General features: G+C 69.8%; 24 protein-coding genes and 2 pseudogenes. 16 read left to right on the top strand and 10 right to left on the bottom strand.

The genetic code is table 11. The features are described from left to right. Positions 1–14: 14 nt before the first annotated feature. Positions 15–218, bottom strand: coding sequence for a DUF397 domain-containing protein (locus tag I004_RS0123235; protein WP_028437479.1), 204 nt, complete (start codon positions 216–218; stop codon positions 15–17). Next, on the bottom strand, positions 215–1,009 hold the full coding sequence (locus I004_RS0123230) for a Scr1 family TA system antitoxin-like transcriptional regulator (RefSeq protein ID WP_028437478.1): 795 nt from the start codon (positions 1,007–1,009) through the stop codon (positions 215–217). The genes I004_RS0123235 and I004_RS0123230 overlap by 4 nt, the downstream gene beginning before the upstream one ends. Before the next feature lie 203 nt (positions 1,010–1,212). Here I004_RS0123230 and I004_RS35560 point away from each other — a divergent pair, with 203 nt between their 5' ends. The 7 genes from I004_RS35560 to I004_RS35550 all read left to right on the top strand — a co-directional run bounded on the left by I004_RS35560 (position 1,213) and on the right by I004_RS35550 (position 9,626). Then, entirely contained in the window at positions 1,213–1,695 is a 483-nt protein-coding gene (locus I004_RS35560) for an ATP-binding protein (protein WP_037977426.1), read from the top strand. 107 nt (positions 1,696–1,802) lie between these two features. After that, positions 1,803–2,396 carry a type IV toxin-antitoxin system AbiEi family antitoxin domain-containing protein gene (locus I004_RS0123220; RefSeq protein WP_199779452.1) on the top strand — a complete coding sequence of 198 codons (594 nt, stop codon included), beginning with the start codon at positions 1,803–1,805 and terminating at the stop codon, positions 2,394–2,396. Continuing rightward, positions 2,393–3,292 carry a nucleotidyl transferase AbiEii/AbiGii toxin family protein gene (locus I004_RS0123215; protein WP_037977424.1) on the top strand — a complete coding sequence of 300 codons (900 nt, stop codon included), beginning with the start codon at positions 2,393–2,395 and terminating at the stop codon, positions 3,290–3,292. Before I004_RS0123220 ends, I004_RS0123215 begins: the two co-directional genes overlap by 4 nt. Positions 3,293–3,444: 152 nt before the next feature. After that, positions 3,445–5,445: a P-loop NTPase fold protein gene (locus I004_RS35555; RefSeq protein ID WP_051345339.1), complete on the top strand. Its 2,001-nt coding sequence runs from the start codon at positions 3,445–3,447 to the stop codon at positions 5,443–5,445. A gap of 293 nt (positions 5,446–5,738) precedes the next feature. Further along, complete coding sequence (locus I004_RS0123205) at positions 5,739–7,895, top strand: serine/threonine-protein kinase (RefSeq protein ID WP_028437475.1); 2,157 nt, start codon at positions 5,739–5,741, stop codon at positions 7,893–7,895. Between the two features lie 304 nt (positions 7,896–8,199). After that, positions 8,200–8,589 (top strand): PadR family transcriptional regulator, encoded by a 390-nt coding sequence (locus I004_RS0123200; protein WP_486580181.1) that lies wholly within the window; start codon positions 8,200–8,202, stop codon positions 8,587–8,589. Continuing rightward, a complete protein-coding gene (locus I004_RS35550; protein ID WP_051345338.1) occupies positions 8,586–9,626 on the top strand; it encodes a hypothetical protein in 1,041 nt (346 codons plus the stop codon). Before I004_RS0123200 ends, I004_RS35550 begins: the two co-directional genes overlap by 4 nt. A 7-nt stretch (positions 9,627–9,633) precedes the next feature. On the opposite strand, the gene I004_RS35545 is transcribed toward I004_RS35550, so the two are convergent. The 4 genes from I004_RS35545 to I004_RS0123175 all read right to left on the bottom strand — a co-directional run bounded on the left by I004_RS35545 (position 9,634) and on the right by I004_RS0123175 (position 12,705). Then, entirely contained in the window at positions 9,634–10,074 is a 441-nt protein-coding gene (locus tag I004_RS35545; protein ID WP_078511686.1) for a winged helix-turn-helix domain-containing protein, read from the bottom strand. After that, on the bottom strand, positions 10,071–10,586 hold the full coding sequence (locus tag I004_RS0123185) for a hypothetical protein (RefSeq protein WP_158677075.1): 516 nt from the start codon (positions 10,584–10,586) through the stop codon (positions 10,071–10,073). The genes I004_RS35545 and I004_RS0123185 overlap by 4 nt, the downstream gene beginning before the upstream one ends. Before the next feature lie 429 nt (positions 10,587–11,015). Beyond that, positions 11,016–12,038, bottom strand: a complete 1,023-nt coding sequence (locus I004_RS0123180) for a TAXI family TRAP transporter solute-binding subunit (protein WP_051345337.1) — start codon at positions 12,036–12,038, stop codon at positions 11,016–11,018. A 76-nt stretch (positions 12,039–12,114) separates the two neighbouring features. After that, the gene (locus tag I004_RS0123175; RefSeq protein WP_028437471.1) at positions 12,115–12,705 is read right to left on the bottom strand and encodes a TetR/AcrR family transcriptional regulator; all 591 of its coding nucleotides are present in this window, start codon (positions 12,703–12,705) and stop codon (positions 12,115–12,117) included. A 145-nt stretch (positions 12,706–12,850) separates the two neighbouring features. Between I004_RS0123175 and I004_RS0123170 the strand changes: the two genes are divergently transcribed. The 4 genes from I004_RS0123170 to I004_RS0123155 all read left to right on the top strand — a co-directional run bounded on the left by I004_RS0123170 (position 12,851) and on the right by I004_RS0123155 (position 16,540). Then, a complete protein-coding gene (locus tag I004_RS0123170) occupies positions 12,851–13,756 on the top strand; it encodes an oxidoreductase (RefSeq protein ID WP_028437470.1) in 906 nt (301 codons plus the stop codon). Positions 13,757–13,859: 103 nt separating this feature from the next. After that, a complete protein-coding gene (miaB, locus tag I004_RS0123165; RefSeq protein ID WP_028437469.1) occupies positions 13,860–15,368 on the top strand; it encodes a tRNA (N6-isopentenyl adenosine(37)-C2)-methylthiotransferase MiaB in 1,509 nt (502 codons plus the stop codon). Between the two features lie 64 nt (positions 15,369–15,432). Beyond that, a complete protein-coding gene (locus tag I004_RS35540; RefSeq protein WP_051345336.1) occupies positions 15,433–15,717 on the top strand; it encodes a hypothetical protein in 285 nt (94 codons plus the stop codon). A gap of 100 nt (positions 15,718–15,817) precedes the next feature. Next, positions 15,818–16,540, top strand: a complete 723-nt coding sequence (locus tag I004_RS0123155) for a class III extradiol dioxygenase subunit B-like domain-containing protein (protein WP_028437468.1) — start codon at positions 15,818–15,820, stop codon at positions 16,538–16,540. A gap of 140 nt (positions 16,541–16,680) precedes the next feature. On the opposite strand, the gene I004_RS0123150 is transcribed toward I004_RS0123155, so the two are convergent. Both I004_RS0123150 and I004_RS0123145 read right to left on the bottom strand, forming a co-directional pair. Further along, positions 16,681–16,905: an antitoxin gene (locus I004_RS0123150; protein WP_028437467.1), complete on the bottom strand. Its 225-nt coding sequence runs from the start codon at positions 16,903–16,905 to the stop codon at positions 16,681–16,683. 41 nt (positions 16,906–16,946) lie between these two features. Next, positions 16,947–17,168 (bottom strand): hypothetical protein, encoded by a 222-nt coding sequence (locus I004_RS0123145; protein ID WP_028437466.1) that lies wholly within the window; start codon positions 17,166–17,168, stop codon positions 16,947–16,949. Between the two features lie 242 nt (positions 17,169–17,410). Here I004_RS0123145 and miaA point away from each other — a divergent pair, with 242 nt between their 5' ends. Together miaA and I004_RS40475 are read left to right on the top strand one after the other, a co-directional pair. Then, positions 17,411–18,358, top strand: a complete 948-nt coding sequence (miaA, locus tag I004_RS0123140) for a tRNA (adenosine(37)-N6)-dimethylallyltransferase MiaA (RefSeq protein WP_028437465.1) — start codon at positions 17,411–17,413, stop codon at positions 18,356–18,358. A gap of 134 nt (positions 18,359–18,492) precedes the next feature. Beyond that, positions 18,493–18,594: pseudogene (locus I004_RS40475) on the top strand (sugar kinase); the annotation flags it as partial. Here I004_RS40475 and I004_RS39910 read toward each other — a convergent pair. Then, positions 18,584–18,745 carry a hypothetical protein gene (locus I004_RS39910; RefSeq protein WP_199779451.1) on the bottom strand — a complete coding sequence of 54 codons (162 nt, stop codon included), beginning with the start codon at positions 18,743–18,745 and terminating at the stop codon, positions 18,584–18,586. The pseudogene I004_RS40475 and the gene I004_RS39910 overlap by 11 nt on opposite strands. 99 nt (positions 18,746–18,844) lie before the next feature. Further along, the gene (locus I004_RS0123130) at positions 18,845–20,077 is read right to left on the bottom strand and encodes a cardiolipin synthase B (protein ID WP_028437464.1); all 1,233 of its coding nucleotides are present in this window, start codon (positions 20,075–20,077) and stop codon (positions 18,845–18,847) included. Between the two features lie 209 nt (positions 20,078–20,286). Between I004_RS0123130 and I004_RS40470 the strand changes: the two are divergent. The 3 genes and pseudogenes from I004_RS40470 to I004_RS40465 all read left to right on the top strand — a co-directional run bounded on the left by I004_RS40470 (position 20,287) and on the right by I004_RS40465 (position 22,255). After that, positions 20,287–20,532: pseudogene (locus I004_RS40470) on the top strand (DUF6411 family protein). Between the two features lie 380 nt (positions 20,533–20,912). Next, positions 20,913–21,707, top strand: coding sequence for an SDR family NAD(P)-dependent oxidoreductase (locus I004_RS35535; RefSeq protein WP_051345335.1), 795 nt, complete (start codon positions 20,913–20,915; stop codon positions 21,705–21,707). A 419-nt stretch (positions 21,708–22,126) separates the two neighbouring features. Then, positions 22,127–22,255, top strand: a complete 129-nt coding sequence (locus I004_RS40465; RefSeq protein WP_486580180.1) for an LPFR motif small protein — start codon at positions 22,127–22,129, stop codon at positions 22,253–22,255. The last annotated feature ends 122 nt before the right edge of the window (positions 22,256–22,377 follow it).

Here is a 22,377-nt window from a genome sequence, read left to right as displayed (position 1 = left end):
GACAGCGTTGTGTTTCAGTCCGCAGTGGCGTATTGGAGGAACCGCGTCCAGCCGGTACGGGGCACGGTGAGGTGAGGGCCCTCCGGGTTCTTGGAGTCCCGGATGTGGACGGAGGTGGTCGCGTCGGCGACTTCGACGCAGTTAGCACCCTCGCTGTCGCTGTAGCTGCTCTTGACCCAGTCCAACTCCGTGTTGAGCTTGCACTGCTCGTTGGTCATAGCTCCCCTGCCAGCTCCTCGATGAGACAGGCCGACTCCTCAGCGTCCAGAGCCTGCATGCGGATGATCCCATGCCGTTGGCCGCACACTTGTACCCCTGTGCGGTCGGTGATGAAGCTGCTCACACCTTGGGCTTCGGTGTATGCGAGAACGCGTCCATCTGTCGTCTCCAACAGAGTCAGCGGGCCGAGTGAACCGTTGTGCTGCCATCTAGAGGTCGGCATGACCTGGACGGATACGTTTCGCAGGTTCGCCTTGTTCAGCAGTTGGCGCAGTTGTTCCTTCATCGCGGCGCGTCCGCCCACCGGCCGTCGCAGTACCGCCTCTTCGATCACGAAGCCCATCACTACAGCGGGACTGCGGTCGAAGATCGTTTGCCGCTCCAGTCGAGCGGCACCGCGGTCTTCCACCGTCTCATCGCTGAGTGGGGGACAGTGACTGTTCACCAGCGCTCGGGTGTAGCTGCCCGTCTGCAAGAGCCCAGGCACCGTCAACGGCTCGTAGGCGTAAAGGCTGACTGCGTCCCTCTCCCACAGCGCGAAGTCCCTGAAGCGAGCGGGTAGTCGGGCACGCTCGACGTCGTCGCGGATCGCGGAGAGCAACCCGCCCGCGTCCAGAACCCGTTCCGCCCCGTCGATGAACTGCGGCTTCGGTGCGCGTCGGCCCCGTTCGACGGACGAGACCAAGTCGACGCCGTAGCCGATGCGTTCGCCGAGTTCCGCCTGCGTCAGTCCCGCCCGTTCCCGCAGGAATCTGATCTGCCTGCCGATCGCCTTCAGCAGCGGATCCACCGCGTCCCCGGTCTCCGTCCGCTGCGCTACGTGTTCGCCTCGCTCATGCAGCGTCACCCCCTTCGTGCCCGTACTCAACGGGGGGGACGGCGGCCGCGTCACTGCTGACGCGGCGTACAGCCGCGCGGACGCATCGGTACGGGGGCACCTCGTACCGGCCGATCCCCTCGACCGATTATGTCCGGGCAGCCACTCTCTGTGACGTGAAAACCGAGATCGCCCGGACCGAAATCAGCGCGCCCGTCCACGAGTTCGCGCAGCTGTTCAGCTCGACTCCCCGAGGAGCCCGCCTCGCCCGTCTGATGGGAACCGAGCAACTGGCGGCGTGGGGCTGGCCGTACGACGACGAGGTCTCACGGACCGGAACTCTGCTCATCGCCGAACTTGCCGCGAACGCCGCCACCCACGGGCGCGTGCCCGGCCGCAGCTTCCGTCTGCGTCTGCTGACCGGCCCGGGTCTTCTCCTGCCCGCAACGCTCCGCGTCGAAGTGGCCGACGCCGGGCGGGAGTTCGGTCCCGTCCCGTGCCGATTGCCGCCCGAGGACGTCGAGTCCGGACGCGGGCTCCTGATGGTGGATTCGCTCGCCACGCGCTGGGGTGTCGACGCCCGCCACCCCTCGGGCAAGACGGTCTGGGCGGAACTGGACCTCACCGGCACCGGCATCCGGCAGGGGGAGATCCGGTGAATGCGCAGCCCGCAGGCCTTTCGGAGGCGCCACTCCAGAAAGCGACGGAATTTGTGAACAGGTGTAGGCTAGGTGTGAGCATTTTCCGACGCCCAATGTGGAGGTGCGTGATCAGCGGGGCCGGTAGCGGCAGTGGGTTGCCCTGGACGTTCGGATACTCCGAGGCCCGCCGCCTCGGTGTGACCGACCGAGGGCTGCGACGGCTCGTGCGCGAAGGGTCGGTCGAGCGGGTGAGCCGAGGTCTCTACCGGCGCACCGATGCCGAGCCGATCGTGGATCTCGACCTCATCGAGGTCGCTCATCGCGTTCCCGTGGCCACGGTGTGCCTGGTCTCGGCGCTGTCACGTCACGGACTGACGGACGAGATCCCCTCCAGCGTCGACATCGCGATCCCGCGAGGCCGGAGAACCCCACGGGCGGCGTTGCCGGTCACCTGGCACCACTTCTCCGCGGAGACCTTCCAGCTCGGGCGCGAATCACTCCCCTTGGGGCCCGATGAGGAGATCGGGATCTACAACGCCGAACGCTGCATCGTCGACGCGTTCCGTCTGCGTCACCAGCTGGGCAGCGAGCTCGCGGTGGGAGCCCTTCGAGCGTGGCTGCGGCGAAGGGAAGGCGGCGTTTCCGGGCTCATGGCCATGGCTGAACGATTTCCGCAGGCGGCGGCGCCCCTTCGGAACAGCCTGGAGATCCTGCTGTGACCCCGCGCCCCACCCGCGCCACCGAGGCCGGACGTACGTATCTGGACCTTCAGAACCTCGCGAGGCAGAGCGGCCGCGCGACCGAGGAGCTGCACCAGCTGTACGTCCTGGAGTGCTTTCTCGACCGTCTGGTCCGTTCTCCCCATGCCGACCGGTTCATTCTCAAGGGCGGCGTGCTCCTGGCCGCCTACGAGATGCGCCGTCCCACCCGGGATGTGGATCTTCGGGCCGACCGGCTGCAGGCCACTCCCGAGGCCGTGCTCGGCGCCATCCGTGAGATCGCGGAGCACCGGATCGATGACGGAGTGGTCTTCGACTCGGACGCCGCCCGCGCGGATGCCATCAGGGAGGAGGACGAGTACAACGGCGTAAGGGTGGTGATGCCGGTTCAGCTGGCGTCCGCCCGCATGGCTTTCCATGTGGATGTCAACGTCGGCGACCCGGTTGTCCCGCGGCCCAGAAGGATCGAACTGCCTCGCCTGCGGGGAGGCGCCGTCCGTCTCTTCGGATATCCCCTCACGATGGTGCACGCGGAGAAGATCATCACGATGCTCGAACGCGGCGAAGTCAACACCAGATGGCGGGACTTCGCCGACGTGTATCTGCTCGCGTCGCGGCACGGCATAGGTGCCGAAGAACTGTCGGTCTCCATCAGGGCGGTGGCCGACCACCGGAACGTGGCCCTGCGGACGCTGCTGCCGGAACTGGAGGGATTCGCCGAGCGGGCGCAGCGCAGGTGGGCCACTTGGATACGCAGACAACGTCTGGCAGACCGTCTGCCGGAATCCTTCGAGCAGACGCTGTCACAGGTGGCGCAGTTCGCGGATCCTGTCCTTGCCGGCCGGGCCGTGGAACATGCCTGGGACCCACACGTACGGGAGTGGCGTCCCCTGTGAAGGCCGAACGGATGCCGGACGCTTCCCGCTCGTTCCCCGCGACAGATCCGCTCCTCGCGTCTGCTCGCCGACTCCCCCTGCACGAGCGGCAGTTGGGTGCGTTGCGATTACGATGGCGGCGGTTTCGCTGGCGCACACAACGGGGGCACGCCGTGGCCGGGTTCGACCCGCAGCAGTTCTCACTGATCAACGACGAACCTGTCAGCGATGCGCAAGCAGATCTCCTGGGCGCCCGCGGCCCCGCGCAGCAGCTCGCCGCGTTGCTCGTCGCCTCCCGCAGCTCCACGCCCTTCACCCTGGCCGTCGACTCGGGGTGGGGGACCGGCAAGAGCAGCCTGATGCGCCTCGTGGACAAGGAGTTGACGGACGTACACGGGGCACGCACGGTCTGGTACAACGCGTGGACTTCGACCGACGAGGACGGCGACGCCCTCGAGGGATTGATCAAGTCCGTTCTGATGCGCCTCGACAAGCGGATCGTGCGCCGCGTGATCCAGGGGTTCTCCGAGCGCAGGACCCTGCGGGCCTTCTGCCGTGCCGCGTTCATGCTGCTTGTCGGACTGCTCGGCCTGGCTCCGCTGGTGAACCGGCTCTGGAAAGAGTTCTCCGTGAGTCCGCAGGCCCGGAACGCCACGCGGCAGGCGATCCGAACGGCGGTGCAAGAGCGGGTCGAGAACGGCGAATTCTCGCCCCGTGAGCTGCTGGTCGTCTTCATCGACGACCTGGACCGCTGCTCTGAGGAGACGGTCCTCGCGGTGTGCGAGGCCGTGAAGGTCTATCTGGACGTGCCGGGGGTCGCGTTCGTCATCGGCTGCGACCGCTCGGCGCTCGCTTCGAACGGCCTGCTGCGCAATCTGTCACCGGCGGGGTCGGCGTTCATGGAGAAGATCTTCCAGACGACCTACCGGATTCCCGAGCCGGACAGCAGCGGAATCGAGGAATTCGTCCGGCAGTGTGCACGGGACTCCGGCATCGATGCGCTGCTCAACGCAGGTCTCTACTCCCGCATCGCCTTGCATGCCGAGAGCAATCCGCGGCGTATCAAGAAGCTGATCAACGGATTCGTGCTGCAGGTCGGCCTCAACCCGCTGTGGCGCGACCTCGTGTCCCAGGCCGCCGACACGGTGGTCAGCGCCCTCGTGCTCCAGCACCTGTACCCGGACTTCTACCGGATGCTGGTCAGCAGCAGCGAAGCCGGCGGCGACTACGGTGACGTCCTCACCGAGTTCCAGACGTACCGCAAGGTCCGGCTCCGGCTGCGGCTCAGGCCCCGGCAGGTCGAGGACGGGATGGCAAGCGACGAGGAAGTGGCGGGCTTCTTCGCGCAGCATCTGGTTCGACAGCCTTCGCTGGCCGACATGGACTCCTGGAAGGAGAACCTGGAGGAACTCGAGCAGGAACTGCCCCGGGAATTCCCGGACTTGGTCACCGACAGCGGATTCACCTCACTTGTCGACGACTTGGAGCGGCAGCCCCGGTACGAGGAGCTGATCCAGCGGATCCGCCAACGCCCCTCGCAGATCGAGGACTTGGAGCAGCCGCAGGCGTACGGGCAAGTGATCCAGCAGCTCCGGCAGCAGCCGTTGCCCTCCACCGCCGAACAGACCGTGGGGGTCCCCTCGCAGCTGTACCAGTACCAGCCTCCGCCGCAGTACCAACTGCCCCAGTACCAGGCGCCCCAGTACGGCGCCCCGCCTCTCGCGGACCTCCCCGGGGCACGTGTCCCGCAACCGCTCGCGGACATGAGCATCCTGTGGATCGACGACAACCCGGCCAGCGTGGAGCTGGACGTCAGCGCGATGCGGCGGGCGGGAGCGTACGTCGAGGTGGTGGAGGACCGGACGGAGGCGGAGCGGCATCTTGCGGCCGGGGACCACGATCTGCTGATCTCCGACATCACTCGCGGCACGGACCGCGAGGCCGGATTCAAGGATGTCGAAGGCCTTCGGCATGGGGGCTTCTACACGGGGCCGGTGATCTTCTTCACCGGACGCGTCACGCCCGCGCGCGAGGCAAGGGCCCACCAGCTGGAGGCGGAGATCACGGCGGGTCCGGACAAGTTGCAGCAACTTGTCGCCCGAGCCGCGCAGGAGCGCCGCTCGCGGGGGAGTTCAGCGAGTTCCGCGGTCGCGCCCGGCGACTCGTCCGCATGACCCGTTGGTCCCGGTAGGGGCAGAGTCTCTGCAGAGGGCTTAAGTCTCTTCGTCACGCCGGTCCGCCTCAACATGCGGTGCGGCAGGTCGAGTTGGCCCGTCAAGGAGGGGGCGGGGCCAACGGTTCCGCGGGACTCGGGCCTCCTGGGAGACCTGTTCAGGGGTGATCGGTTGGTTTACTGTGTGGCTCGCTCGGAGCCGCTTGCGAAGCCCTGGATCTGGTGGCCGGGGCGGGCCGGGTTCCCGTCGGGCGGCGGGGTGTGGAGCGTGGTTGCGCGGGGGGAGTCGTCGGCATGTCTGAGGTGGGACGTGGTGGCCGGGCATTTACGCCTGCCGGTGAGGATGTGGGGCCGGGCTGGCCGACGGGTGCGCCGCCGCATCGGCCGCTGGGGTCGGGTGATCCGGGCCAGGTGGGTCCGTACCGGCTGGAAGCGGTGCTGGGTGCCGGTGGGATGGGCCGGGTGTATCTGGGCCGCACGCCGGCCGGCAGTGAGGTGGCGGTGAAGCTGGTGCACCGCGAGTTCGCGGGCGACCGGGCCTTCCGCAAGCGCTTCGAGCTGGAGGTGTCCGCGGCCCGCCGGGTGCAGGGGCTCTACACCGTGCCCGTGGTCGATGCGGACCTGCAGGCGGACGAGCCGTGGCTGGCCACCGCCTACGTGCCCGGGCCCTCCCTGCAGGACGCGGTCGACGAGGAAGCGCCGCTGCACGTGGATGCGGCACTGGGTCTGATCGCCAGGGTCGCCGAAGCCCTGCAGTCCATCCACGCCGCCGGGGTGATCCACCGCGATCTGAAGCCCTCCAACATTCTGCTGACCGCGGAGGGGCCCAAGGTCATCGACTTCGGTATCGCACGCGCCGCGGACGTCACCTCGGTGACGGGTACGGGGGTGCGGGCGGGAACGCCGGCGTACATGGCGCCCGAATACATCAAGGGGCAGGAGCTGACCGCGGCGGTCGACATCTTCGCCCTCGGACTGATCGCGCACTACGCCGTCACCGGACGGCTGGCCTTCGGCGGCGGCAGCGCCCACAGCGTCACCTACCGCATCCTCGAACAGGACCCCGACCTCCACGACTGCCCCGAACCCCTCCGCAGCATCGCCGCCCGATGCCTGCACAAAGACCCACACCAGCGCCCCACCCCCACCGAGGTCATCCACCACTGCCGCGCAACACCCACACCGGAACGCACGGTTGTCGACGTCCACTCGGCTCCGACTCAGCCCGCTCACCCGGCGGTCCCCGTCGCGTCGGGCTCACCGGACGTCGCCGGGGCTCCCGCGCCGCCTCCGGCGAGGCAGGCCTCGGCCCAGGGGGCGCCGCGTCAGCAACCGAGCCCCTCCCGGCCGGGTCCGAATGCACCGGACCAGTTCTCCCCGAACCCCTATGCGCCCGTGCAGAGTTGGCCGGGCGGACGGGTCAGCTGGATCGTGATCGGCAGCGTTCTGCTCGTGACGGCCTTGATCGCGTTCTTCGTTCCCAGCCATGGCGGGGGCGGGGACTCCGCTCCCTGGCTCAAGCCCACGACCACGCTGACCAGTTCCGACGACGCGGTTGACGACGTGGCGTTCAGCCCCGACGGCAAGACTCTCGCCGCCGGTGTCCAGGGAGGCAAAGTGCGGCTGTGGGACGTGGCGGGGCGAGAGCAGCGCGCCACCCTCAACCAGCGCAACGAACGCGGCGAGGAGCAAGGGCTGGGGATCTCCTGTCTCGCGTACAGCCCCGACGGCAAGAGGCTTGCCGCGGTGGCCGTTGACGGCACGATGGGACTGTGGGACATCGCCGCGCGCCGGCAGATCGCCACGCTCACGGTGAGTACCTCGGATCCGGTCAGGGACGTGGCGTTCAGCCCGAACGGCAAGGTCGTCGCCACCGGCGGCGAGGACGGCAAGGTACGGCTGTGGGACGCCCGCAGCCGCGAGGACCGTGACCTCGCTACCCTCGACCACGGCCTGCCGGTGTGGGACATCGCCTTCAGCCCGGACGGCCGGAGGGTGGCCTCCGCAGGCTACGAACCCAGCGGCCGTACGGTTCGCACGGGGCGACTGTGGAACGTGGCCGACCACAAGGCCGGCACCTCTTTCCACCACCCCGAGAGCATCACGCGTGTGGCGTTCAGCCAGGACGGCCAGACCTTGTTCACCGTCGGTGCGGAAGACAAGGTGAGGCAGTGGGATGCGGGGAGCGGCCGCGAGAAGGACCCTCTCGTCGATGGAGGATTCATCTCTTCTTCCGATGACGTGGAATCCAGCCCTGACGGCAAGACGCTCGCCACCGCTCACTTCAGTGACGTGCGGCTGTGGGATCAGGAGGACGGCACTCCGCTCGCTGTTCTGACGGGGTTCGAGGGCGGCGACCAGAAGGTGGCCTTCAGCCCAGGAGGCCGGCTCGTCGCAACGGCGGCGAGCGACGGCAAGATCCGAATGTGGAAGGTCCCGAAGGACGGTTGACCCAGGTGGCGAGGTGAGCGCGTCGACAGCGCACGCGTCATCGCGAGGGGCGGCGTCTGCCGCCTTGCTTCCGGCGCACATGTTGACCGAGCCCATCGAGTACCACGGCCAACCCAACTCAGCGCTCACGCCCAGGACTTCGAGGACCACCGGTGGAACCTCGCCCAGCTCCGGCCCCGTTCCACCCGCGCTCCAGTCGAACTTCCCCCTCGGAAAAGGTGCCTTGACCAGGGACTCGGCTGAAGTCCCGTTCCTCGATGGGCCGTTCGGCGCCAATATCTTGCCTTCCAAGATATAATGCCCCATGGCATCGAGAGGAATGACGCAGACGGCGTTCTTCGTCCTCGTCGCGCTGACCGACGAGCCGCGCCACGGTTACGGCATCGTGCAGGAGGTCGACGCGCTGTCGGACGGCCGCGTGCAGCTCCGGATCGGCACCCTCTACGGCGTGCTGGACCGGCTGGCGGAGGACGAGTTGATCGAGCTGGACCGCGAGGAGGCCCACCAGGGACGCCTGCGGCGCTACTACCGGCTGACCGACGCCGGTGAGGCGGCGCTGTCGGAGGAGGCGGAGAGCATGGCGGAGGGTGCGCGGACCGCGGCCCGGCGGGTGGCCGGCCGTCGCGGCGCTCCTGGGAAGCAGTCACCCGGGCACGGGACGGTGCGCCCCGGACTCGCCGGAGGTGGCGCATGACGTCGCTGCTGGAACAGCGCTACCGCAGGGTCCTGCGCATGCTGCCCGCCTCCTACCGCGCCGAACGGGAGGAGGAGATCGTCGATACCTACCTCGAGGACTTCGACGAGTACGAGCAGGAGGAACTGCGGCCTTCCTGGCGCGAGGTGGCCAGCATCGCCGCGCTCGCGGTGCGGACCCGGATGGGCGGGCCGCGCGCCGAACCCCGGTACGCCGTGGCCGGAGCCACCGTGCGGCTGTTCGCGCTGCTGAGCATGCTGATGCACGGGGCGCGTGAACTCACCGACCGTGCCCTCTCGTTGGCCTGGTACAGCCGAGGGCCCGCGCACGAGAGCGCCCTCTTCATCAGCGCCTTCGACGCCCACGGTGTGCTGGAGGGCGTGCGGGCCACCTGCCTGTGGCTGCTGCCGCTGTGCTGGGTTGCGGGTTACGCGGCGCTGCTGCGCGACCGGCGGAGGACCGCGTTCGTGCTCACCGTCCTTGCCAACCTGCCCGGGCTGACGTCCGTCGTGGACTGGGTGACCGGCTGGCCCGTGTCCGTCGACGGCTACTCGGTCGCCTTCGCGGCCTCCGGCTGGCTGACCGTCCTCGCGGTCGCCTGCGCCTTCCACGGCTCGGCCCCGCCGGCACGTCTGCCGATGCCGCCGGGCCTTGCGCTGATGGGCTCGTGCGTCCTGATGGGCGGCTCGGTCGTGGCGTGGAGGGACGGCGCCGACTCCGTCTGGTCGAGCGGCACGGCGTGCATCGTGGCGGGGGTCTGCTGGTTCGCGGCCCGCGCGCGTGGCGCCGTGGCTGCCGCCGGTCCCGAAGTGCCCCTGGCCGTGGCGCTGTTGACCTGCGCGGTGCTGGCAGAGCGTACGGGGATGCTCGTCCTGCTCATGGAGACCCGCATCTCCGGCCTTCACGTGTACGCCGCGGGCGCTCAGACCGCCGCGCTCACGGTTCTCGCCGCGGCGCTGGCCGCCTCGGGAGCCCGTCTCGTTCGGCGTGATGTGGGGGAGCTGCCGGTGCGCCGCGGGAGCGCACCGCTGGAGTAGCCGCCGGTCAGGCGCTCGCGGGCGGCGGGCGCCTCGCCGGGCCGGAATCCGAGGCGGAGGCTGAACCGGAGCCGGGGTCGGGGCCGCTTGCACGGGGGGCGCTCGCGCGGGTGCCGGTCCCCGGCCGCTCCCCGCTGCCGTGCGCCTCGCCCGCCTGCCGCGACTGCTCGACGATGCCCTGGAGGGCCGAGACATGGCCCTCCAGGGCGCGCCGTCCGGCAGCGCTCACGCTCAGCCAGGTACGGGGGCGCTTGCCCACGTAGCCCTTCTCCGCCTCGACGTATCCCTGCTTGCTCAACGTCGTGACCTGCTTCGAGAGCGCCGAGTCGGACAGGCCCACGGAGTCGCGCACCCACCCGAACTCGCCCCACTCGGTTGCCGCCAGCAGCGACACGATGGACAGGCGCGTGGGGTCGAGAAGGACCGGGTCGATGCCGGGACGTGTCATGGGCGGACGGTGTCCGGCTTGTGGGGCCGGCGCCTGCCGGCAGTGAGCAGGACCCGCTCCAGGGCGGGCCCGAAGAAGATCAGGACGGCCGTCAGCACGGCGCCGAGGGCGGTCTGCCAGTACGGGAGATCCAAGCCTGCTCCTGTGAGTCCGACCGCGAGTGCCAGCACCACGATCGCGAACGGCACCCACTGTGTGTACTTCGTCGCGTTCCTCGCGGCCACCGACGTCCTGTCGACCCGGGCGGAGCGGCCGAGCGCGCTCGATCCGCGGCGGGTCCGCAGCATTATCGCGTACACGACGATCAGCAGCGAAAACCCTATGGAGATCCATGAGCTGACGTCGACATCGAGGAAGTCGCGCGATGCGAGGTTCCCCAGGAGCAGCAGGCCCAAGACCACCCGTACCCAGAGGGTGTCGCTCGTGCCACCCTCGAGCGCCTGCTCCTCGCTCCGGCCGACCTGAGTGAGCGCGCGGGCTGCCTCGTCGGGCGTCGTACGCCGTTCGGTCATGGTGACCACTCCTACGTTTCTCCGGTGAAACTACTTTCCCGATAGGAAAGTAGCAGTCGATTGTCGGGTCCGGCAAGTACTTGCCTGGGTGGAAAGTGCCAGGCGTGGCCGGGAGTTGGGGCGGGCGCGGCGGCGCGCCGGTCGGGGAGCGCCGCTCAGCGCGGTGCGCGGCCGCGGAGGTCCGGGGACGCCGCGCCTGGCTGAAGGCCGGGACCAACAGGGGCCTGGCGCGGGACTCTTGGACGGCCGGGATGGTGACCTCGGCCGTCCGTCCGTATCCGCCGGACGCCGGCTCCCGACGACGCCAACATCGAACTCGGCGTCGGCGTACGCGCCGTGGTGGGCTCCAGCGGATCGGGCAATACGGCGCTGCTTCGAACGCTCGGCAGGGCTGGGTACTGCCATCCCTCCGCCCCGCGCGCCGGCGCGCTACGGCTTGACGGACCTGTAGTAGTGCCGGGCGCCCTTGTGCAGCGGCAGCGGCGCCGTGTAGATCGCGGTGCGCCTGTCGACCTTCTGCGCCGCGTGGACCTTCTCGCCGATCTGGTCGCGGCTGTTGAGCACCGCCCGCGTCATGCCTTCGGTCAGGGCGGTGTCCGTACGGTCCGTGGTGACCAGGAGGTTCGCCACGGCGACGGTGTCGACGGGCTCGCCCTGCTGGATGGACGGGTAGGCGTCGGCAGGCATCACGGCGGCGCGGTAGTAGCGCGTCTCGGGTTCCAGGGCGTGGAGCTTCTCCACCAGATCACCGAGCTGTACGAGCTGGATGTTGGTCCTCGCCGACAGGTTCTCGATGGCCGCGGTCGGCAGGCCGCCGGACCAGAAGAAGGCGTCGATCTTGCCCCTCTCCAGCAGGTCGGGCATGCGGTCGATGCCCTGGCGTACCGCGTGCACGTCCTTGTCGGCGTCCAGCCCGGCGGCGCGCAGCAGCCTTCCCGCGATGAGGTTCACCCCGGACCTCTCCTGGCCGACGCCGACCCGCATGCCCTTGAGGTCCTTGGCGCTGCGCACACCCGAGCCCGCCGGGACGACGAGCTGCATGTAGTCGTCGTACAGCCGCGCGCACGCGCGCAGCCCGCCGGCGCCCGGTTCCTTGCCGTCCTTGTAGGTGGCCACCGCGTCCGAGGCGGCGATGGTGAAGGAGGCCTTGCCGGAGGTGACCAGGTCGAGGTTCTGCACCGAGCCCTGGCTGCTGAGCAACCGCAGCTGGACGTCGGGCAGTTCGCGGTGGAGACGTTCCTGGAGGAGGGAGCCGTAGCGCGCGTACACGCCCGTCGGCACACCCGTGGCGAAGGTGACGGTGCCGCTGGGGGAGGCGCTGCCGCCTGGCACCAGCCACCACACGAGCACCCCGAGTACGACGACCACGGCCGCGGCGGTGCGCAGCAGGTGCCGTCTGCCCGTGTGCAGGCCGCCGCTCAGTCGGCTTGCGGTACGTCGGAGGCTCAACATGGACGGTGATCGTGCCAGGCAAGGGCGCCGGACGCGAGGCCGGGGGCACCGGGCGGGGGCGGCGGGCCGGCGGCTCTCACCGTCGCCGCAGCCCGTGGAGGAGTTTCTCGACAGCGTCGGGTACGACGGATTCCAGTTCGTCGGCGTCGAGCATCCCGCTGTTGGCCATGGCGGCCAGCCCGTGGAGTGTCGCGAGCGCCAGCTGGGCCAGGTATTCGGGATCGCCGGCCACGAGCTCGCCGGACTCCTGCGCGGTGGAGATCACGCCGAGCGAGACGGCGAACGCCCGCTCCGCCGCCGCGTACACGGACTCGGCGCCCTCGCGGTGCTTTCCGGCGTACATGAGCTCCAGCAGGGCCGCGTGCCGCGTGGCGAAGCGGACGTACGCACGGGCGAGGGCCTGCAGCTGGGCGGTGCATTCCGGCTCGGCGTCCCGCACGGCGGCGTCGAGGTCCTCGCCGAGGCGTACGAAACCGTCCTCGGCGAGCGCGTCGAGCAGCGCCTGCCGGTCGCCGAAGTGGCGCCGGGGTGCGCCGTGGCTGACGCCGGTCTCGCGGGCGAGCTCGCGGAGGGAGAGTGCAGCGACGCCGCGCTCGCGCACCGTCTCCTCGGCACGTGCGAGGAGGGCGGAGCGGAGATTGCCGTGGTGGTAGGAGCGGGCGCGCATGGCGGCAGAGTACTCGACCGGCCCTGGTCAGCAGCTCGCCAGGAGAGCACCCGGAACCCGGTGAGTACTGGCCGGAGGAGTGGTCGGGACGCGATGCGGTGGCTGGAATTGACGACCCATGTTGTCACTGACTACATTCGCAGTCATGACTACTTCACGATGGACAGCACAGCAGCTCCCCGACCTATCCGGCCGCACGGTCGTCGTGACCGGAGCCAACAGCGGCCTCGGTCTCGTCACCGCGCGGGAGACGGCCCGCGCCGGCGCGCACGTCGTCCTCGCCGTCCGGGACACGGCGCGCGGCGAGGCTGCCGCGTCCACGGTGCGGGGCAGCACCGAGGTGCGGCGGCTGGATCTCGCCGACCTGGCCTCCGTACGCGCCTTCGCCGAGAAGTGGGAGGGCACGCTCGACGTCCTGTTCAACAACGCGGGCGTCATGGCGATACCCGAGCGCCGCACGGCCGACGGCTTCGAGATGCAGATCGGCACCAACCATCTCGGCCACTTCGCCCTCACCAACCTCCTGTTGCCGCACATCACCGGCCGCGTGGTGACCGTCTCCTCCATGGCGCACCGCACCGGCCGCATCGCCTTCGACGACATCAACTCCCGTGGCGGGTACAGCCGTTGGAGGGCCTACGGGCAGTCCAAGCTCGCGAACCTCCTCTTCACGGCCGAACTCGCCCGGCGGCTGGAGTCGGTGGGGTCGCCGGTCACGGCGCACGCCGCCCACCCCGGGTACTCCGCGACCAACCTCCAGGGCCACACGACGAACAAGGCCGAGAAGGCGCTCATGGCAGCCACGAACCGACTGGTCGCGCAGCCCGACGAGATGGGTGCCCTGCCGTCGCTGTACGCCGCCACCCAGCCGCTGCCGAGCGGCAGTTACACCGGACCCGGCGGTCTGATGGAGAGCCGCGGACACCCGGCGCCGGCCCGCAGGAGTGCCGCCGCGAAGAACGCGCGTGACGCCGAGCGCCTCTGGGGGCTCTCGGAGAGCCTCACCGGTGTCGCCTTCCCCCTCACCTCCGCCGCCCCCGGACGCGCCTGACCCGCGGACACGGGGGAGCCGGCCTCCGCGGTACGAGGGGGGAGAGGGGCTCCGGCTGCGAGGGGCGTGCGCCGTGCCCGAGCGCGTACCCTGTTCGACTGAGATGACTGCGAAGACTTATGAGCTGCGGACGTTCGGCTGCCAGATGAACGTCCACGACAGCGAGCGGATGGCGGGCCTGCTGGAGGAAGCGGGCTACGTGCGCGCGCCTGAGGGCGCGGAGGGCGGCGACGGCGCTGACGTCGTCGTCTTCAACACCTGCGCGGTACGGGAGAACGCCGACAACCGCCTCTACGGCAATCTCGGTCAGCTCGCGCCGAAGAAGGCCGCACGGCCCGGCATGCAGATCGCGGTCGGCGGCTGCCTGGCGCAGAAGGACCGCGAGACGATCGTGAAGAAGGCCCCCTGGGTCGACGTCGTCTTCGGCACGCACAACGTCGGCAAGCTGCCGGTATTGCTCGAGCGGGCCCGCATCCAGGAGGAGGCGCAGGTCGAGGTCGCCGAATCGCTGGAGGCGTTCCCCTCGACGCTGCCGACGCGGCGCGAGAGCGCGTACGCGGCCTGGGTCTCCGTCTCGGTCGGGTGCAACAACACCTGCACGTTCTGCATCGTCCCGCAGCTGCGCGGCAAGGAGAAGGACCGCAGGCCAGGCGACATCCTCGCCGAGGTCGAGGCGCTGGTCGCCGAGGGTGTCAGCGAGATCACGCTGCTCGGGCAGAACGTCAACGCCTACGGGTCGGACATCGGCGACCGCGAGGCGTTCAGCAAGCTGCTGCGCGCCTGCGGACGCATCGAGGGCCTGGAGCGCGTCCGCTTCACCTCGCCGCACCCGCGCGACTTCACCGACGACGTGATCGAGGCGATGGCCGGGACGCCGAACGTGATGCCGCAGCTCCACATGCCCCTGCAGTCCGGCTCGTCGCGGGTGCTGAAGGCCATGCGGCGCTCCTACCGGCAGGAACGCTTCCTGAGCATCATCGACAAGGTCCGTGCGGCCATGCCGCACGCGGCGATCTCCACGGACATCATCGTGGGCTTCCCCGGCGAGACAGAGGAAGACTTCCAGGAGACGCTGCACGTCGTGGGCGAAGCGCGCTTCGCGCAGGCCTTCACCTTCCAGTACAGCAAGCGGCCCGGGACGCCCGCCGCCGAGATGGACGGGCAGATCCCGAAGAAGACCGTCCAGGAGCGGTACGAACGCCTCGTCGCCCTCCAGGAGGAGATCTCCTGGCAGGAGAACAAGAAGCAGGTCGGACGCACCCTCGAACTGCTCGTCGCCGAGGGAGAAGGCCGCAAGAACGACGCAACGAACCGGTTGTCGGGGCGCGCCGCCGACAACCGGCTCGTGCACTTCGCGCGCCCCGCCGGGCAAGTGCGGCCGGGCGACATGGTCACCGTCGAAGTGACCTACGCGGCACCCCACCACCTGCTCGCCGAGGCGCCGCCGACCGCCGTGCGCCGCACGCGGGCCGGGGACGCGTGGGAGGCGCGGAACGCCGCTCCCGGCGGGGCGGCGGCCGCGAAGCAGGGCGTGATGCTGGGCCTGCCGACCGTCGGGGTGCCCGAACCTCTGCCCGCCGACGCGGGCGGCAGCGGCTGCGGCGTCTGCTGAACTCGGCGGCGGTGCCGCACCGAACCGCCCGTGTCCACAAGGAAGTCCGAACGAAGGGGAGCGCGTGCCGCGCTGGGGACTGATCGTCGAGGAGACCGGTGGCTTCCGCGACCGCCGTTGGGAGGCGTTCCTGCTCGGCGAGTTCGACGGCACTCGCGAGGACGCGTTGGCGAAGCTGCTGGAGCGCGCGAAGGCGTTCAAGCCCGAGCATCCGCGCATCGTCAGACGGCAGACGATCTACGCGATCGCGGACGGCTATCTGGTCATGTCGAAGGGCGCCACCGAGACGTTCCACCACCGCTTCTCCGTGGCGGAACTCGTCCACGACGCCAACCCGAAGAAGGGCTGACACCGGCCGGGGAGCAAGATCGACCGGCAGCCGGCAGGGCCCCGCACGAAGTTGCATCGCGCGGTTACGCAGAGCGACTCACGGCGTTAAGCTGCGCGCCATGCTTGTCGCCGCCGCCACGTGCCCCAGCCCGCCCCTGCTCGTCCCCGAGGTCGCCGGAGGCGCGGCCCACGAGATGGATGCCGCCCGCGCCGCGTGCGACGAGGCGCTCCGCGCCCTCTCAGACGCACGCCCCGACAGCCTCGTCGTCATCGGCCCGGCGGAGCAGCCCGCCCGGGGCACGCACCCGCAGGGCGCGCGGGGTTCCTTCCGCGGCTTCGGTGTGGACCTGGACGTCTCCCTCGGCAAGGGGGAGCCTCCCGCCGAGGCGCGTCCGCTTCCCTCGTCCCTGGCCGTCGGCGCATGGCTGCTGGCCCGTGAGGGCTGGACGGCCTCGCCCGTGGAGGGCCTCGGCGTCGGCGAACCGCTCAGCCGGGTGCGCTGCGAGGAGACAGGGCGTCAACTCGCGGGCGGCACCGAACGGGTGGCCCTTCTCGTGATGGGCGACGGCACCAACTGCCGTACGGTCAAGGCCCCCGGCTACTTCGACGAACGCGCCACGGCCTTCGACGCCGAGGCGGCCCGCGCCCTGGGAAGCGCGGACGCCGACGCGTTGCTGGCGCTGGACGAGGAACTGGGCTACGAGCTGAACGCGTCAGGCCGCTCGTGCTGGCAGGTGCTCGCCGGCGCGGCGGCCGCCGACGGCGGGTGTGCGCTGCGCGGGCGGCTGCTGTACGACGAAGCCCCCTACGGAGTGGGCTACTTCGTCACGAGCTGGACCTGACATGTCTACGTGACGTGTACGGGCGTGCCCCCACCGGAATTCCGGCGGGGGCACGCCCGCGTTTCGCGCTCATGGCCCGGCTCCCGGCCAAGCGCCGGCGGCCTGCCGGGACCCGGGAACGATCATGAACTGCCCTGAGGTCAGGAACCGCCCTGGGGGCCCTTGCCGCCGCGGCCCTGGGAGCCGCCGCCCTCACGGCCGTGCTTCTCGGCCTGTTCCTTGGCCTTCTCGCTGCTGGACCGGATCTTTTCGCTGTACTTGCCCTTGGTCTTGGAGTCGGCCATGCCCGCGGCCTTGTCGATGCCCTTGGACACCTTGTCGCTGTGCTGGCCCAGCATCCCCTTGACCTTGTCCATGAAGCCCATGGTGGCCACCTTCCTTCCGTCCGGTGTGCCTCGGCGGCAGTTCAGTTGCGGGCGTCGTCCGCGGCTTCGCTGTCGGCTGCTCCGTCGGCCGACTGCTGCTTCGGGATGCCGACATCCTCGGACTCGTCCCCGCCTCCGGCAGCCGCCGAGACCTCCTGTTCCCTCGCCTTCCCACCCGCTGCGGCTTCAGCTGCGGGGGCGGCACCGGCCGGCTTCCGGGGTGACCCGGAAGAACGCCGCAGAAGTCGTGCAAAGACGCCCATATCTACACTCCTGACCTTACTAATGTCGCTGCGATCCGGCGCACCGGGAACGGGCGCAGCTCCCCGCCTGCGGCGGAACCGTCCCGGAAATCGGCCTTGGGACCCTCGCAACAGGCAACGAAACCGCAGGGCCGCCGTCACGTCGCTCGTTCGGGTCCGGAGGTGTGCGGGAGGTTTGCGACACTGGCCGCGTGAATGCCGCAGACCCGTCCCCGGTCCCCGCCGTGGCGCCCGGAGGGCCCTTGACATCTCCGTCCCGCCGCGGCTCCGCCCCGCCCGTCGTCGCCGTCGTCGGGCCCACCGCCGCCGGCAAGTCCGACCTGGGCGTCGCGGTCGCCCGCCACCTCGGCGGCGAGGTGATCAACGCGGACTCGATGCAGCTCTACCGCGGCATGGACATCGGCACGGCCAAGCTCACGCGGAGCGAGCGCGAGGGCGTACCGCACCACCTGCTGGACATCTGGGACGTCACGGTCGCGGCCAGCGTCGCCGAGTACCAGAGGCTCGCCCGCGCCGAGATGGACCGGCTGCGCGCCGAGGGACGGGTCCCGGTCCTGGTAGGCGGTTCCGGCCTGTACGTACGGGGTGCCATCGACGCCATGGACTTCCCGGGCACCGATCCGGCCGTACGGGCCAGGCTGGAGGACGAACTCGCAGCTCAGGGCTCCGGAGCGCTGCACGAGCGGCTTGCCGCGGCGGACCCGCAGGCGGCTCGCGTGATCCTGCCGAGCAACGGCCGCCGCGTCGTACGGGCCCTGGAGGTCATCGAGATCACCGGCCGCCCCTTCACCGCGAACCTTCCAGGCCACGAGGCGGTCTACGAGACGGTCCAGGTCGGGGTCGACGTCGCCCGACCGGAGCTCGACGACCGGATCGCGGCCCGCGTCGGGCGGATGTGGGAGGCGGGCCTTGTCGAGGAGGTGCGCGAGCTGGAGGCCGCCGGGCTGCGAACCGGCCGTACGGCCTCGCGTGCGCTGGGTTATCAGCAGATCCTCGCGATGCTCGCCGGTGAGTGCACCGAACAGGAGGCACGTGAGGAAACGGTGCGTGCCACGAAGCGCTTCGCGCGCCGCCAGGACTCGTGGTTCCGCCGGGACCCGCGCGTGCACTGGCTCAGCGGCGCCGCGGAAGACCGGCCGGAACTCACGGGGAAGGCACTGGCCTTGCTGGATGAGGCGGTCACGGCCTGATCGGCGCCGGGCCGACCGGGAGCGCCGCGGACCTCCAACGAGGCCGCTGCGACGATGAGTTGGGGGAGGGGGCCCCGAACGCACGCAGCCGCCAGGGGCTGTTCAGCGCAGCTCGGCCAGGCGTCAGATGTGAGGTCAGCAGTGACGAGGCCGCCGCGGCGTGGGGCGTGACCGGCGGCCCCGAGGCGCTCAGGGAGCGGCTGCCCGAGCCGGCGGTGCTCGTGGTCAAACAGGGGCGACGGCCAGGAGTTCGCGGGCCATTTCGTCGCTGTTGAACCAGTCTCCGAACACCTCGTCCATTCCCACATCGCGCACGCCGCGCCGGGAGAACGGCTCATACGCGCAGGCCAGGATGCGTTCGCGCGGCTCGCTCGGGCGCCGGTTCATTGCAGTCCGGCAAGAAGCCCCGCATCCGGACGGTTGGACAGCCGGCTCGTCGCGAGCGTGGCAGCCCGGCGGGTGAACCGGCGCAGGTGCGCGACGAGTTCACATGAAGCGGCGGATGGGCGAGACCGCGGCCTCCTTGAATCGCTGCGCGGCCGGGCGCCTCTTCCAACGTCCCGGTTGCATGCGCTCGCTGACAGTGAGGTCCTCCTCGAAGTGCTCGTCCATCCGGGCGGTGAAGGTCTCGTCGAGCACGGCCAGCATGACCTCCTCGTCGTGGTCGAGGGAGCGGCGGTTGAAGTTGGTGGAGCCCATGAGCGAGGTGACCTGGTCGACCGTGATGACCTTGGCGTGCATCATCGTCGGCTGGTACTGCCAGATCCGCACCCCGCAGGCGAGGAGCTCCTGGTAGTGCTGCTGGCCCGCCAGTTGGCAGACCCGCTTGTCCGCGTGAGGGCCGGGAAGCAGGATCTCCACCTCCACGCCCCGGCGTGCGACGCTGCACAGCATGTCGACGAAGTACGGGTCGGGGGCGAAGTAGGCGGTCGTGATGCGGACGCGCTCCTGCGCCGACTCCAGAACCACGCGCAGGAGGGTCTGCATGTCCTGCCAGCCGAAGCTGGCCGAGCCGCGGACCACCTGGATCACGGCGTCGCCCTGGGGCTGTAGCGAGATGAAGCGGTCGCGTTCGTCGAAGAGTTCGTCGTGACACTCGGCCCAGTTCTGTGCGAAGGCGGCGGCGATTCCGTCCACCGCCGGTCCGCGTACCTCGACGTGGGTGTCCCGCCACTCGTTCTCGTTGCGGGCGTTGCCGCACCACTCCTCGGCGATGCCGACGCCGCCGGTGAAGGCGACCTGTTCGTCCACGACGAGAACCTTGCGATGGCAGCGGTGATTCTGCTTGAACGGTGAGGACCACAACGGCTTGCGGAACCACGCCACATGGGCACCGGCCCGGCGCATCATATCCAGCAGATGTTCCTCGATCGGCCTGCTGCCGAAGCCGTCGAGCAGCAGCCGGACCCGCACGCCGTTACGGGCCCGATCGGCGAGCGCTTCGGCGAATTGCCGTGCGATGTCGCCGCGCCAGTACACGAACGTCATCATGTCGACCGTGTGCTCCGCCGCCCGTATCCGGGCCAGCATCGCGGTGAATATCTCGTCCCCGTTGCGCAGCGGGGCAAGGGAATTCCCCTCGGTGGCGGCGATGCCGATGAGGCGTTCCAGGCGGCGCCGTATGCGTCGCTGCTTCTCCTCACCGGTTGCCGGAACGGCTTCCGCGGACTGCGGGCCGCGCTGGGACGGGGGCTGGGGCGAGCCTTGGGCGGTTGTCATGGGTCACCTGCCGGTCAGGAACGGGTGGGTCGCGGGCACGGCCCCGAATCGAGGTGTTCGCCGGGCGGACTGTACCCATCGCGGTGAACCATTGGTAACCCCAGGTCGGTCAAGACCGTCGTGGGCCGTGTCAGATGGTTTGTCATGGTCTGGCATGCGGCTGTGTCGGGGTGGGCAGCCACTTGGCACGAAGCGATTCGGGGGTGCCTGTGGTCATCGGAATCGTCGCGGTCGTGTGCGTGGTCCTGGCAGTGCTCGCCTTTCTGCTGCCGCCGCTTCTCCCACCGTCCCCAGCGCGGAGCGCAGCGTTCGCTCGGGGCCGGTTCACAGATGGCCGGCAAGGCACCGGGGGAGGCCGGACGGCTGCTCAGCCGACACCCTTCCGCAGCAGCTCCCGCGCCGTCGGCAAGAGCGGACGTGCAGGCCGCCGAGCGCGTCGGCGGATGCCCTTCTGACGGATCCGGCAGACGCCTCCTTCTCAGTCAGCCGGGCCACGGTCACGCCGCCAGGCCCTTGCACGACGGGGTGGGCGAGCTCCTGTCCCAACTCTCCCGGAACCGTGAACTACTGGTCCCAGGGCGATGATTGCGAAGGGAGTGTGAACTGCGCTGTGCGGGCTACCCAAGAAGGGCGTCGTTGCCTGGCCCGGGCCTGGCAGTGGCGAAGACCCCAACCGGTTCGGAACGCAGCCGGTGGGGTCGTTCTCTCAGGAACGGCCTGTGCGATGTCTCGAAGCGTCGACATCCGAGGGACCGACGCAAGACGGCGCAGCGCATCCACAGCGTGGGACCATCCGGGCGCAGGACACATACGGACCCGCCGGTGGAGGTCGCGGATGCGGATCGAGGACAAGGTCGCCATCGTGACGGGCGCTGCCGTGGGCAGCGGCCAGGCCATCGCCGAACGCCTGGCCGACGAGGGCGCGGCCGTGGCACTGGTCGACATCGCGGCGCGGGAGGGCGAGAAGACACTGCGCCGCATCCGTGACCAGGGCGGGAAAGGGGTGTTCCGCCAGGCCGATCTGACCGATGCCGCCGAGGTCGAGGCCGCAGTGGAATTCGCCGTTGAGACATTCGGCGGCGTAGACATTCTGGTCAACAATGCGGGCGGCGGCGGCCACATTCCGCCGCACTTCCCCGACGCGACGCCGGCGCAGTGGGGCGCCCTCCTCGACCTGAACCTGCGCATGCCCCTGCTCGCCACCCAGTTGGTCCTAGGCACTATGAGCAAGCGCGGCAGCGGAGCCGTCGTCAACATCGGCTCCACGGCAGGGCTGGGCACCGGTCACCACCGGTCCGTGGAGTACGCCGCAGCCAAGGCAGGCTTGATTCGGGCCAGCACCTCGCTCGTACACCTGCGGCGCACACACTCCGTGCGCGTCAACTGCGTCGTACCCGACTGGATCGAAACGGACCGTGCGCGGCGGGAGTTGGCTGCCATGAGCGAGCAAGAGCGGGCGGCGCAGCCGCCGCTCGTACCGCTGAGGGAACTGTGCGACCACGTCGTGACGCTCATCACGGACGACTCCGCGGTCGGCAGAGCGATCGTGCTCGATCGCGGCCATCCGCCGCGCGTACTCAACGACGATCCGGACCAGGGCCGAGGCGAGGGCGAAGACGGTGTCCTATGAGGTGAGACGGATGTATCGCTTGTAGCAGCACAGGGCTGCGGACGTTGGCGGCGCTGATCCCGACGACCAGTGGCAGTCCTTTCGCGTCCGACACGCTGTGCATCTTGGAACTCGGCTGAGGACGAGCGCGATGATCTCCCCGAGCTGGTTCACCTGCTGTGCGGTGCTGACGGCGGAGACGTAGGTGGAGGACGGGAAGAAGGAGACCGTCGCCACCTGTGAACCCTGTGGGCCCAGAGCCGCGGGGATGCGGCGCCGCCGCAGCGGCTCCCTCGAATTCCCGGTCCCGAAGATCCGGCAGGGCGCGCGACAAGCGCGGGTGACGTTTCGCCCCACCGCAGCGGGCAACTCATGCACCGGCCGCACGGCACGGGTCGCGCGGCTTCGTATCTTCGGACCAAGTAAACGGAGGACCAGACATGTTCAAGGCCATTGCCGATGTTCTGCGCACGATCGGCGGCGCCATCGCCACCATCGTCACGCTCCCCTTCCGCCTCGTCGCCCGCCTTTTCGGTGGCATTTCGGACAGCGCTCACGGCAGGCACTGAGTACGTCCGGGGTGGCTTGCAGCTGAGCGGTGGAAACAACGCCGGCTGCAGAGCCATGCCCCTTCGGCCAACGCGGCTCTTCGGCCAACACGACTTGGTGCAGGGCTGGTTCCGGTCGGGGC

Source organism: Streptomyces sp. TAA486, assembly GCF_000426165.1.
This window is presented reverse-complemented; position numbering and strand designations above follow the sequence as displayed.

What these genes read in the sequence shown, in the direction of transcription:
- I004_RS0123185 (WP_158677075.1), bottom strand. Translation starts at nt 10,586, where the DNA reads ATGACCGAACGGCGTACGACGCCCGACGAGGCAGCCCGCGCGCTCACT.
- I004_RS0123155 (WP_028437468.1), top strand. Translation starts at nt 15,818, where the DNA reads ATGCTTGTCGCCGCCGCCACGTGCCCCAGCCCGCCCCTGCTCGTCCCC.
- I004_RS0123200 (WP_486580181.1), top strand. Translation starts at nt 8,200, where the DNA reads ATGGCATCGAGAGGAATGACGCAGACGGCGTTCTTCGTCCTCGTCGCG.
- I004_RS0123180 (WP_051345337.1), bottom strand. Translation starts at nt 12,038, where the DNA reads ATGTTGAGCCTCCGACGTACCGCAAGCCGACTGAGCGGCGGCCTGCAC.
- miaB (WP_028437469.1), top strand. Translation starts at nt 13,860, where the DNA reads ATGACTGCGAAGACTTATGAGCTGCGGACGTTCGGCTGCCAGATGAAC.
- I004_RS35535 (WP_051345335.1), top strand. Translation starts at nt 20,913, where the DNA reads ATGCGGATCGAGGACAAGGTCGCCATCGTGACGGGCGCTGCCGTGGGC.
- I004_RS0123130 (WP_028437464.1), bottom strand. Translation starts at nt 20,077, where the DNA reads ATGACAACCGCCCAAGGCTCGCCCCAGCCCCCGTCCCAGCGCGGCCCG.
- I004_RS39910 (WP_199779451.1), bottom strand. Translation starts at nt 18,745, where the DNA reads ATGAACCGGCGCCCGAGCGAGCCGCGCGAACGCATCCTGGCCTGCGCG.
- I004_RS0123205 (WP_028437475.1), top strand. Translation starts at nt 5,739, where the DNA reads ATGTCTGAGGTGGGACGTGGTGGCCGGGCATTTACGCCTGCCGGTGAG.
- I004_RS0123235 (WP_028437479.1), bottom strand. Translation starts at nt 218, where the DNA reads ATGACCAACGAGCAGTGCAAGCTCAACACGGAGTTGGACTGGGTCAAG.
- I004_RS0123145 (WP_028437466.1), bottom strand. Translation starts at nt 17,168, where the DNA reads ATGGGCGTCTTTGCACGACTTCTGCGGCGTTCTTCCGGGTCACCCCGG.
- I004_RS40465 (WP_486580180.1), top strand. Translation starts at nt 22,127, where the DNA reads ATGTTCAAGGCCATTGCCGATGTTCTGCGCACGATCGGCGGCGCCATC.
- I004_RS0123150 (WP_028437467.1), bottom strand. Translation starts at nt 16,905, where the DNA reads ATGGGCTTCATGGACAAGGTCAAGGGGATGCTGGGCCAGCACAGCGAC.
- I004_RS35550 (WP_051345338.1), top strand. Translation starts at nt 8,586, where the DNA reads ATGACGTCGCTGCTGGAACAGCGCTACCGCAGGGTCCTGCGCATGCTG.
- I004_RS0123170 (WP_028437470.1), top strand. Translation starts at nt 12,851, where the DNA reads ATGACTACTTCACGATGGACAGCACAGCAGCTCCCCGACCTATCCGGC.
- I004_RS35545 (WP_078511686.1), bottom strand. Translation starts at nt 10,074, where the DNA reads ATGACACGTCCCGGCATCGACCCGGTCCTTCTCGACCCCACGCGCCTG.
- I004_RS0123175 (WP_028437471.1), bottom strand. Translation starts at nt 12,705, where the DNA reads ATGCGCGCCCGCTCCTACCACCACGGCAATCTCCGCTCCGCCCTCCTC.